Source organism: Pseudomonas sp. 05N433, from assembly GCF_056396925.1.
Map to the genome: position 1 here is coordinate 65,195 of NZ_JBFTML010000046.1, position 9,176 is coordinate 74,370.

A 9,176-nucleotide genomic window follows, 5' to 3' on the forward strand; every position below is an offset into this window, starting at 1 on the left:
CACTCCACGGAACCGTCCCATGAAAAAGTCGCCTCTCGCGTTACTGCTGACCCTTGGTTTGCTCAACACCCCGTTTTCGGCTTTCGCGGCGACGGCGCCACTGGAGTTGGTGGGGCCGATCTCTGACTACAAGATCTACGTCACCGAACAACTGGATGAACTCGCCAGCCACACTCAGCAATTCACCGATGCAGTGAAAAAAGGCGACCTGGCCACCGCGAAAAAGCTCTACGCACCGACCCGCGTCTATTACGAGTCGATCGAACCGATTGCCGAGTTGTTCAGTGACCTCGATGCGTCCATCGACTCGCGGGTCGACGACCACGAAAAAGGCGTGAAGGCCGAAGACTTCACCGGTTTCCATCGCATCGAATATTCATTGTTTTCAGAGAACAGCACCCAGGGTCTGGACAAGCTGGCTGACGGCTTGAACAAAGACGTGAAAGACCTGCAAACCCGCGTCGCCGGCCTGACCTTCCCACCTGAAAAAGTCGTCGGCGGCGCAGCTGCGCTGCTTGAAGAAGTGGCCGCCACCAAGATATCCGGCGAGGAAGATCGCTACAGCCACACCGACCTCTATGATTTCCAGGGCAACATCGACGGCGCGAAGAAAATCGTCGACCTGTTCCGTCCGCAGATCGAGAAGCAAGACGCGGCATTCATGGCCAAAGTCGACAAGAACTTCGCTACGGTGAACAAGACGTTAGCCAAGTACAAAACTACAGGGGGTGGTTTTGAAACGTATGACAAGGTGAAGGACAGCGACCGCAAAGCGCTGGTCGGGCCGGTGAATACCTTGGCTGAGGACTTGTCGATGTTGCGGGGGAAGTTGGGGTTGAACTGAATATCGGCGTTGTCTGTGAAAAGATCGCAGCCTTCGGCAGCGCCCACAGGCGCGGAGCTGCCGAAGGCTGCAATCTTTGCTTTTGAACCCTACAAAATCCGATACAACAACCGCTCAATCCTGACGCGACTCACACGCTTGAGAAACTTGGCCACCCCCGCCGGGTAATCCGGCAGCGTTTGCAGATCCAGGTAACGCTCAATACGGCGGGTGTGCTGGAAAATCTCCGCCAGTTCCTTGCCACGCGGCTCCAGCAACTCGCCTTTCGGATCATCAATCAGCAACGCGTTTTCCAGGTCGAGACGGAACGCCCGTGGATTGAGATTGTTGCCGGTCAGCAAGGTGTAGCGCTGATCGATCCACATGCCCTTGAGGTGATAGGTGTTGTCGCCGTCCTTCCACAGATGCAGGTTCAGCTTGCCGCTGTCGATGTTGCGCTGATGACGCTTGGCGAAACGTCGCAGGCTGATTTCGTAGAGGTATGGCAGCGCCGCGATCACCTTGAACGGCTCACTGGGCGGGATGTAGAAATCGTTGGCGGTCTTGTCGCCGACGATGATGTCGATCTTCACGCCGCGAGCCAGGGCCCGATTGATTTCCCGGGTCACCGCCAGCGGCAGGTTGAAGTACGGCGTGCAGATGGTCAGCTGATGCTGCGCGCTGGCGATCAGCTCGCAGATGACTCGACTCAACGGGTTGTTCTTGCCCACACCGAGCAACGGACTGACCGATAAACCGCCCTTTGCCGTGCTGCCCGCCGTGGTGTCGTACGCCGCGTGCTTGAGACGGCTGCGCAGGTCGCCGATGTCGTGGCGCAGACTGCGGGTGGTCGGCAGGTTCGGCAGGTCTAGGCGATGCACCGCTTTGGAGGTGATCAAGCCGTGCTGGATCAAGTGATGCATCGAATCGGCGAGCGCCTGATTCTGCAGCAGGTGATAACGGTCGAAGCGGTACTTGTCGAATTTGTGCAGGTAAACGTTGTTCAGGCTCGCGCCGCTGTAGATCACGCAATCGTCGATCACGAAGCCTTTCAAATGCAGTACGCCGAACAGTTCGCGGGTCTGCACCGGCACGCCGTACACCGGCACTTCGCTTTCGTGGGTGCGGGTGGTTTCCTGATACCAGGCCGAGTTGCCCGGTTGCTTGCCGGCACCGATCAAGCCGCGCTGGGCGCGCAGCCAGTCCACGACCACCACCACGTCCAGTTCCGGACGTGCCAGTTTGGCCGCGTGCAGCGCATCGAGGATTTCCTGGCCGGCCTCATCCTGTTGCAGGTACAGCGCAACGATGTAGATACGCCGGGTCGCCTGAGCGATTTTTTCCAGCAGGCAACGACGGAACTCGGCAGCGCCAGAGAGGATGGTGACGGCATCGGCGGTCAGCGGAAAACTGCGCAATTTAGGCAGCAGAGAACGTTTGAAAAGCAACGGCATAGGGCTCGCAAAGGGTCGAATCCGAAGAGCCTGAGAGCTTACACCATGGATGGGTTTGGGTCTTGTTACTGTCTGTAAAGACCTCTTCGCGGGCAAGCCTCGCTCCTACGGTTTTTCGTCGTTTGGAACACAAATCCTGTAGGAGCGAGGCTTGCCCGCGAAGGCAATTTCATAGGCGCTACAAATAACTACTTGACCATGAAGAACGATCATTCTACTGTTAGCCGCATGAACGAAATCACTAGCAATGACACACGCGACATCATTCTGGATGTCACCGAAAAGTTGATCTACAAAAGTGGCATCGCTGCCACCGGCATGGATCTTCTGGTGAAAACCGCCGGCGTCTCCAGAAAAAGTATTTACCGCTACTTCGCCAACAAGGAGGAGCTTGTCGTCGCGGCCCTGCAACGCCGCGATGAGCGCTGGATGCACTGGTACCGGAGCGAAGTCGGCACGGCCCAAACCCCGGCCGAGCGGCTGCTCAACCTGTTTACCGTGCTCAAGGCCTGGTTCGTCTCCGAAGGCTTCCGCGGCTGCGCATTCATCAATACCAGCGGCGAAACCGGCGACCCGCAAGACCCGGTTCGCCTGGTCGCCAAAGACCACAAACAGAAGCTGCTCGACTACGTGCGCGAGCTCTGTACCGAACATGGCGCAACAGACCCGGAGACGCTGGCCAGACAGCTGCTGATCCTGATCGACGGCGCCATTACCGTAGCGCTTGTGATGGGTGATCACAGTGCCGCCGATAATGCGCAATGCATGGCGCGAAAGTTATTGGACCTGTAACACTTTAAATAAGCCCGACAACTTGCTTGAACGTTAATTTGATAGGGAGACTTAATATGTCTACTGCCGAAGTTCGTCCGCCATTGCCGCCGTTTACCCGTGAATCGGCCATCGAAAAAGTTCGCCTGGCCGAAGATGGCTGGAACTCCCGTGACCCGGAACGGGTGTCTCTTGCCTACACCCTGGACACCCAGTGGCGTAACCGCGCCGAGTTCGCCCACAACCGCGAAGAAGCCAAAGCTTTCCTGACCCGCAAATGGGCCAAGGAACTGGACTACCGGCTGATCAAGGAACTCTGGGCCCACGGTGACAACCGCATCGCCGTGCGTTACGCCTACGAATGGCACGACGATTCGGGTAACTGGTTCCGTTCCTACGGCAACGAAAACTGGGAGTTCGACGAGAACGGCCTGATGTTCAACCGCTACGCCTGCATCAACGACCTGCCGATCAAGGAAAGCGAGCGCAAATTCCACTGGCCACTGGGTCGCCGGCCGGATGATCACCCCGGGTTGTCTGACCTAGGTCTGTAACATCACCTCACCGATCGTTCCCACGCTCTGCGGGGTAATGCCGCCACGGACGCTCCGCGTCCGCCGTGACGCAGAGCGTCACAAGATGCATTCCCACGCGGAAGCGTGGGAACGATCGGCTCAGGTCGCCGCAGAAGTTGGATATGAGTAAGATACCGGCCTTTCCCCGCAGCCCTCTTCTGCGCCCTGCCGAATAAGCCCCATTCCATGCCTTTCGAACTCAGCGTTGACCTCACTACCCTGGCCGTTCTGGCTCTCGTCGCTTTCATTGCCGGTTTCATCGACGCCATCGCCGGTGGTGGCGGTCTGTTGACCACCCCGGCACTGCTGACCGCCGGCCTGCCGCCGCATCTGGTGCTGGGCACCAACAAACTCAGTTCGACCTTTGGCTCGGCCACCGCCAGCTTCACCTTCTACCGCCGCAAGCTGTTCCATCCACGGCAGTGGATGCACGCCATCGTCGGCACGTTGGTTGGTGCGCTCAGCGGCGCCATCGTCGCTCATTATTTGCCGGCGGAATGGCTGAACAAGATGCTGCCGGTAATTGTGTTCGCCTGCGGCCTGTACCTGTTGTTCGGCGGCACACCGAAAGCGCCGCTGGACAGCGATGCACCCATCAAGAAAAAGTGGCAATCGAGCCAAGGCTTCAGCCTCGGTTTCTATGACGGCGTGGCCGGCCCGGGAACGGGGGCGTTCTGGACCGTCAGCAGCCTGCTGCTCTACCCCATCGACCTGGTCAAGGCCAGCGGCGTGGCGCGCAGCATGAACTTCGTCAGCAACATTGCAGCGCTGTCGGTGTTCATCTTTTCCGGGCAAGTGGACTGGATTATCGGCCTGAGCATGGGCCTGTCGGTGATGGTCGGCGCCTTCTTCGGCGCGCGCACCGCCATCAGCGGCGGTGCGAAATTCATTCGTCCGGTGTTCATTACGGTGGTGCTCGGCCTGACCGTGCGCCTAGCCTGGCAGCACTGGTTCAGCGTGGCCTAAGCGCCGCGCCACGTAGACGTCGATCAGGTAGCGGGCAATCGAGCGTGACGCCGGCAACGGCGGCAGCTCGTGCACGTTGAACCACTGGGCGTCTTCGATCTCGTCTTCCTGACAGACAATCTCGCCACCGGCGTACTCGGCATGAAAACCGAGCATCATCGAATGCGGGAACGGCCAGCACTGACTGCCCATGTACTGGATGTTCTTGACCTCGATCTGCACCTCTTCGCGAACCTCGCGAATCAGGCAATCTTCGGCCGACTCACCCGGCTCGGCAAACCCCGCCAACGTGCTGTAGACCCCGGTGACAAAACGCGGCGAACGGGCCAGCAGAACCTCGTCGCCACGGGTCACCAGCACAATCATGCTTGGCGAAATACGCGGGTAGCTGCGTAAATCGCATGGCTCGCAGTACATTGCCCGCTCGCGCGGCACCTGGATCATCGCCTGCCCGCAGTTGCCGCAAAAACGGTGCTCACGGGCCCAGGTACCGATTTGCGCGGCATAGCCCAGAACCTTGTAGACGGTGTGATCGCCATCGAGCATGAACGCCCGCAGGCCTTTCCAGTTACAACCCGGCACGTCGCTGTGACTGCGCAGTTCCAGCAGGTACACCGGTTCGCCATCCAGGTGACCGATGCCGTGCTCGGCAAGAACCGACAAGTCCTGACGCTTGAGCCATTCCCGTGGAAACAGGGCGCCATTGTCATCGAACAAAAAGCCTTCGGGGCTGCGCGCCACGGCCCAGCCGCCGGGTTGATCGGTGTCCAGTACTGCAGTGGTCCAGCGTGAAGTCATGGTTAATCAATCCAGAAATTCGGGTTTCTGTTTGCTCATATGGGCGGCCATGGCCACGCGCAGATCGGTGGACTGCAGCATGGCGGCGTTCCACGTGGCGACGTATTCAAGGCCGTCGTCGATGCGATGGTCGCGCATGTAGCTGATCATCTCTTTGGTACCGGTGATGGCAATCGGCGACTTGCTGGCGATTTCGCGGGCAATCCCCATCACGCCTTCAAGCAGGCTGGCGGTGTCGCTGTAGACGCGATTGACCAGGCCAATGTTACGCGCTTCTTCGGCGCCAAAGGTGCGACCAGTGTAAGCCAGTTCACGCAGCATGCCGTCACCGATGATCCGCGGCAAGCGTTGCAAAGTGCCAACATCGGCCGCCATGCCGATATCGATTTCCTTGATGGAAAATTGCGCGTCCTCAGCCGCGTAACGCATGTCGCAGGCCGAAATCAGATCGATGGCGCCACCCAGGCAATAACCCTGCACCGCCGCCAGCACCGGTTTGCGGCAGTTGTCGACGGCGTTGAACGACGCTTGCAGCGCCAGGATCTTGCGCCGCAGCAGGCGCGCATTGCGGCCGACGTCCTTGCCCAGTTCATTGGCCACACCGGCGAGCATCATCAGGTCGATACCGGAAGAAAAATGCTTGCCGGCGCCACTGAGCACCACCACCCGGACTTCATCGGTATCGTCGATCCACTGGAAAATCTCGATGATCTCGCTCCAGAACGCGGCGTTCATCGAGTTGATCTTGTCCGGACGGTTGATCTGCACATGGGCGATGTTATCGGCCAGTTCGACGCTGAAGGCGGTGTATTGAGACATGGCAGTGATCCTTTACCGGACAGAAAATGAAGCCCGAACTATAACAAGGCATCTGTGTCGGCAGTAAGGCAGCGGTTCGGCCAAATACGGGACTGGCTTCTGGATTTTCAGCGTCTGGACGGGCCTCTTCGCGGGCAAGCCTCGCTCCTACAACGATACGAGTGCCCCTGTAGGAGCGAGGCTTGCCCGCGAAGGCCACACCACCGATCTATTCACTGCCTCATGAAATCGTCTTGGCGCAAGAACAAAGTTGTCACTATGCTTGCGCCTGACTTTCCAAGGAGGAACCCTACCCATGCCGATTTCTTCACGCGCTGCCTTACTGGTCATCGACGTACAAAACGACTTCATTCCCGGCGGTCAATTGCCGGTGCCGGAGGGTGACCTGATTGTGCCCCTGATTAATCGTCTGGGTCGCCAGTTCAAACAGGTCATCATTGCCCAGGACTGGCACCCGCCCGGCCACGCCTCGTTCGCTTCCAGCCACCCTGGGCACAAGCCTTACGACGTGATTCAGTTGCCTTACGGTGAACAGACCCTGTGGCCGGAGCATTGTGTTCGCGCCACGCCCGGCGCCGAGTTCCACCCGGAGCTGGACCTGCCCCACGCCCAATTGATCATCCGCAAGGGCTGCAACCCGGACATCGACAGTTATTCGGCGTTTCTGGAGGCGGATCGAACCACGACCACCGGTTTGGCCGGGTACCTGAAAGAACGCGGCATCGACACGGTTTACATGGTTGGGCTGGCACTGGATTTCTGCGTGATGTTTTCTGCGCTGGATGCGCGGGCGGCGGGGTTCAATGCGTTTGTGGTGATGGATGCTTGCCGCGCGATTGATCTGGAAGGGTCGCTGGCGGCGGCGATTGAGCGGATGCAGGTGGCGGGGGTCGGGTTGATTGAGTCAGCCGAACTGCTCGACTGAACTGTTGAACGTTTCCCCGCCTGGTTCGTAGCAGCTGCCGAGCTTGCGAGGCTGCGTTCGAGGACGCAGTCCTCGCAAGCCCGGCGGATGCGGTTTTCCCGAAAAGAACCGGTTACCTGGTTTTACGAGTGCTGCGCACTCGAACGCAGCCTCGCAAGCTCGGCAGCTGCTACAGGTCAGGGCCGCCGCTCAGGTTCGGAAAACCTACAAATGAACCGCCGGTTTCTCGCAGTCACACTGATGATGGAAAGACTGACCACCTCGATATCACCCGCGCCAGTGGTGCAGACGTGCAGCAGAGTGCTCATGCGGCGACGCTGCTGCGCGATGGGGATATACGCCAGAAGTAGTTATCTCAGAAAGAGAATGAAAAATTATCCAATATTAACCAATCTCCTTCTGGGTTTTGGATCTCAATCCGCACAATACCGGTCTCAGAAAAAACAATTTTATTTGCAGAATTCAAGTTCAAAAGCAAAAATTGCTGCCCTAACAAGCCGTTCACCCCATAAAAATATGCGACATTCGTGGCGACATTCGTCGCCCCGTACCAGAACGAAACTTCGTTGCATGGTTTTTTCAAGTTTAACGCAATGCGTTGTGCTCCCGAGTCTTTGTAACCTATATGTAAAACTTGAAGTTCTGTTTTCTCCGGAATGGTAATAAAACCATCTGTAGTCGGTGCGATCCCCGTCATCCCGCCCCCTGATACAAATCCTATTCTCATAACCGAGGTTTCGATCGTCTGACCTGAAACTATAATCTGTGTCAATTGGTTATCAAAATTTTCAGTGAGCGTACGCTGCACAGTCAACTCACGTATCGGAAACAAAACTGACCTGACCTGATCAGTGTTCTGGCCGAGCAAAACACTCAAGCTCACATTTGCCTTACTGTCATGTTTCAGACCTGCCAGTTCTTTTCTCCGCAACGGCACACTCAGTCCGGAACTCACTTCCTTCGTTGTTACTTTAAATGCTTTAAGTAGCGGAATCACATACTCGCCGCCTCCGCTATCGATCCCGACGCACTTGAGTTCAACTTCTTGTCCTTCCCGAATCCCCAACCAAGGCAGCACCTTCACCTCGGCATCGCCTTCAAACTTGCTGAAATCCAACACCTTGTCATCCGGCGCTTGAGGCACCTTCGGCGTTGGCAGTCTCGGATCCCCGTCGACAATTTTCTGCACCGTCAACAATGTCGGCTTCGAGCGAGTCTTGACGCCGTTTCGCGTCAGCTCCCACGGCAATCGGATCACTGTGCCGTGCCGAGCAACCAGATCCTGAATCGTCAGGGTGTTATTAACCCGCTTATTGGCATTGAACGCCTTGGCGGGAAACATCGGAAAACCCTCTGCCGTGACGGGACGGACAAGTTGAAGGCCTGTGTCGCCCGTTTGTGCCTTCGCAAACTCGATTCTAGCGATCAAGCCTTCCGGGTAGGCCAACGGATCAACTACCAACCCCGGCACGCCGACCACTGTCACCAGCGGCAGCTCGATCAGCGCCTCCCCAATCACGTCAACCGTGGTCGTGAAGGATCGCCCTACTTCCTTGCCACCGCGCAGCAACTTGTATTTGAATCTGGCCGAACCGCCCACTGCCCTGACGAACTGTGCGTGGGGCACCGGTAGTTTGTAAATGAACGGTGCGCGATCCACGGTTTCCTTGAGAACCAGCACCTCGGACGAGTCCGTCGCCGAGGTGAACGTGCAGGTCAGCTCAATGATGTCGCCCCTGAGCCATGAACGTTGCGCGTGGACTTGAGCAATCGCTGGTTGGCCTGCGAGCTTGCCCAAATCGATGCTATCCGGATCGTCCGAGGCGTCGTTCGGGTCTTCGCTGACCAGCGGTGGCTCGTACCAAGTGCCGTTCAGGCTGACGAACAGTTCGATGGCCGCCGACCACAGGGCATCCAGATCCACGCTGTTACCGATCCAGTCCCATACGGTATAGGTCACGTCACACTTGGTTGTGTCACCAATCTTTTTGAACACTGCTTCGTCGATCTAGATCTCCTCGGGCTCGCCGGACTTCGCCTCATCC

Annotated in this window: 9 protein-coding genes; 5 read left to right on the plus strand and 4 right to left on the minus strand. The window is 57.8% G+C overall.

Features of this window, described 5'->3' with window-relative positions; genetic code table 11:
• The first annotated feature begins 19 nt into the window (after positions 1 to 19).
• Positions 20 to 844, plus strand: a complete 825-nt coding sequence (efeO, locus tag AC1DIS_RS22295) for an iron uptake system protein EfeO (protein ID WP_018929123.1) — start codon at positions 20 to 22, stop codon at positions 842 to 844.
• Between the two features lie 89 nt (positions 845 to 933).
• Here efeO and pssA read toward each other — a convergent pair whose 3' ends face one another.
• Positions 934 to 2,277: a CDP-diacylglycerol--serine O-phosphatidyltransferase gene (gene pssA, locus AC1DIS_RS22300; RefSeq protein WP_019649652.1), complete on the minus strand. Its 1,344-nt coding sequence runs from the start codon at positions 2,275 to 2,277 to the stop codon at positions 934 to 936.
• Between the two features lie 228 nt (positions 2,278 to 2,505).
• On the opposite strand from pssA, the gene AC1DIS_RS22305 reads away from it, so the two are divergent.
• The 3 genes from AC1DIS_RS22305 (at position 2,506) to AC1DIS_RS22315 (ending at position 4,589) form a co-directional block, all read left to right on the plus strand.
• A complete protein-coding gene (locus AC1DIS_RS22305; RefSeq protein WP_477743131.1) occupies positions 2,506 to 3,069 on the plus strand; it encodes a TetR/AcrR family transcriptional regulator in 564 nt (187 codons plus the stop codon).
• A 56-nt stretch (positions 3,070 to 3,125) separates the two neighbouring features.
• Positions 3,126 to 3,602, plus strand: a complete 477-nt coding sequence (locus AC1DIS_RS22310; protein WP_018929120.1) for a nuclear transport factor 2 family protein — start codon at positions 3,126 to 3,128, stop codon at positions 3,600 to 3,602.
• 207 nt (positions 3,603 to 3,809) lie between these two features.
• Positions 3,810 to 4,589 (plus strand): TSUP family transporter, encoded by a 780-nt coding sequence (locus AC1DIS_RS22315; RefSeq protein WP_019578834.1) that lies wholly within the window; start codon positions 3,810 to 3,812, stop codon positions 4,587 to 4,589.
• Here AC1DIS_RS22315 and nudC read toward each other — a convergent pair.
• Complete coding sequence (gene nudC, locus AC1DIS_RS22320; protein WP_192350470.1) at positions 4,557 to 5,387, minus strand: NAD(+) diphosphatase; 831 nt, start codon at positions 5,385 to 5,387, stop codon at positions 4,557 to 4,559. The two genes, AC1DIS_RS22315 and nudC, sit on opposite strands and share 33 nt — an antisense overlap.
• Before the next feature lie 6 nt (positions 5,388 to 5,393).
• A complete protein-coding gene (locus tag AC1DIS_RS22325) occupies positions 5,394 to 6,206 on the minus strand; it encodes a crotonase/enoyl-CoA hydratase family protein (RefSeq protein ID WP_096480248.1) in 813 nt (270 codons plus the stop codon).
• A gap of 295 nt (positions 6,207 to 6,501) precedes the next feature.
• On the opposite strand from AC1DIS_RS22325, the gene pncA reads away from it, so the two are divergent.
• The gene (gene pncA, locus AC1DIS_RS22330) at positions 6,502 to 7,131 is read left to right on the plus strand and encodes a bifunctional nicotinamidase/pyrazinamidase (protein WP_019578833.1); all 630 of its coding nucleotides are present in this window, start codon (positions 6,502 to 6,504) and stop codon (positions 7,129 to 7,131) included.
• 355 nt (positions 7,132 to 7,486) lie between these two features.
• Here pncA and AC1DIS_RS22335 read toward each other — a convergent pair whose 3' ends face one another.
• Positions 7,487 to 9,127 carry a hypothetical protein gene (locus AC1DIS_RS22335; protein WP_477781082.1) on the minus strand — a complete coding sequence of 547 codons (1,641 nt, stop codon included), beginning with the start codon at positions 9,125 to 9,127 and terminating at the stop codon, positions 7,487 to 7,489.
• Between the last annotated feature and the right edge of the window lie 49 nt (positions 9,128 to 9,176).